The 1,615-nt window shown below is 72.9% G+C and carries 2 protein-coding genes; both read left to right on the top strand.

Annotated elements, in window-relative coordinates; all coding sequences use genetic code 11:
- Positions 1-220 precede the first annotated feature (220 nt).
- Positions 221-826, top strand: coding sequence for a hypothetical protein (locus AB0G02_RS39260; RefSeq protein ID WP_360805311.1), 606 nt, complete (start codon positions 221-223; stop codon positions 824-826).
- A gap of 142 nt (positions 827-968) precedes the next feature.
- Positions 969-1,615: hypothetical protein (locus AB0G02_RS39255; protein WP_360805308.1), on the top strand; the 647-nt coding region annotated here is incomplete at its 3' end.

Raw genomic sequence — 1,615 nt, 5'->3', positions numbered from 1 at the left:
GTCCAGGGCACCCAGAACAGCAGCGCGGACACCGTGAGCAGCACCGCCGTGAAGGTGACGCGCCGCCGCGCGGACGGGCGGGGTGGCGCGGTCGTGGTGCTCGACATCGGGTCTCCTCGGCGGCTTCAGGCTTTACGAACCAGCGGGCTCTTATCGACGGTAGTCCGCCGTGCGGCCGGTGTCCAAGTTTGCCGTTCGGGTGGGCGGAAACCCTGGTCACATGGCCTACGAGCAGGAACGTGAGATCAACACGCCGGAGACCGATGCGTCCGGGAGCCGTGCCTTCGGCACCGCCGCACCCGAGGCCGACATGCCCGCCGGCACCACCGGCAGCGGCATCCCCGGCGCCGACACGTCCGGGGACCAGGCATCCGCGGCCCACGCGTCCGGAGCGCACACACCCGGCACCACCGCACCCCAGGCCGACCTCCCCGAGGACGTGGACCCCGACGACAGCACCCCCGAGATCGACACCCCGGGCACCGGCGCCCCCGCGACCACTGTGCCCAGGTCGGGCACGCCGGGGTCCGCGACCCCCGGGACGGCGGACCCGGAGACGGCCGCCCGCGCCACCGACAGCCCCGACGTGGGCGGTGTCGACGCCGGTGGTCCCGATGCCGGTAATCCTGACGCCGACGACACCGACGCGTCGCGCCCGCTCGACGTCGACGCCTTCCGGGTGGAGACGCCCGAGGAGGACGCGCGGCTGGCCGCGTCCCAGCGCAAGATCGACGAGGCCAAGGCGGTGGCCGCCGACCTCGCGGAGGCCACGCCCGACCCGCTGCCCGACAGCGCGCCGCCGCGGGGGGCCACCCCGGCGTCCTGATCCGGCTCCGACCACCCAGCGCAGCGACGGTCCATAGTGGACTCACCCGAATGGCGGTTGAGAACGTGAACGCCGGTATGGATAGTTCGATCTTCCGTCAGGGAGTTCAGTCGATCGCCGCTTGACTTGGGGGTAACCGGGCGTGGCTCGTCCAACCCGCTCCGTGGTGGAGGACGCGCTCTCGTCACCCGGTCAGGCGCGGTTGCGCCGGATCAGGCGGATGACCGAGGTCTTCGCCTGGCTCACCGCTGTCGCGTTCACCTTCCAGCTCTACTTCGTCGGTGACGGGCCCGGCAGGCTCGTGCTGGTCGGCCTGCTGGTGCTCGTGCTGGCGTCGTGGCGGCTGCTGCCCGGGAGGGACAGCTGGCTCGTCGCGCTGGCGGAGTGCGCCGTCGCCCACGGCGCGGTGTTCGTGCTGCCCAACCCGCAGCCCGTGATCGGCTTCCTGTTCGCGGTGACCGTGCGGCGGGCCCTGCGCGGGGACAACGAGACGTTCCCGCTCCGGGCGGTCCCCGCGCTGCTGGGGTACCTGTCCGGGGCCGCGGTGTGGATCACCGTCACGCCGGTCGCGGTGACCGGTCCGCTCGTCACGTCCATCGTGATGCCGTTGGTGGGGCTGGTGGTCGCCGCGTTCATGTTCCACGAGACGATGCGCTCGGCGCGGCTCGTGGAGGACGCCCACCGGACCGTCGAAGCGGTCGTGCGGGCCAGCCCCGTCGGCCTCGTGCTGCTCGCACCGACGTGCGGACCGCGACCTCGACCAGCGCCCGCGCCAGTTCGTCCGGGTCG

It is taken from the genome of Actinosynnema sp. NPDC023658, from assembly GCF_040639995.1.
Lineage (GTDB): Bacteria > Actinomycetota > Actinomycetes > Mycobacteriales > Pseudonocardiaceae > Actinosynnema.
This window is presented reverse-complemented; position numbering and strand designations above follow the sequence as displayed.

Coding starts and splice junctions, on each gene's coding strand:
- AB0G02_RS39260 (WP_360805311.1), top strand. CDS start 221: ATGGCCTACGAGCAGGAACGTGAGATCAACACGCCGGAGACCGATGCG.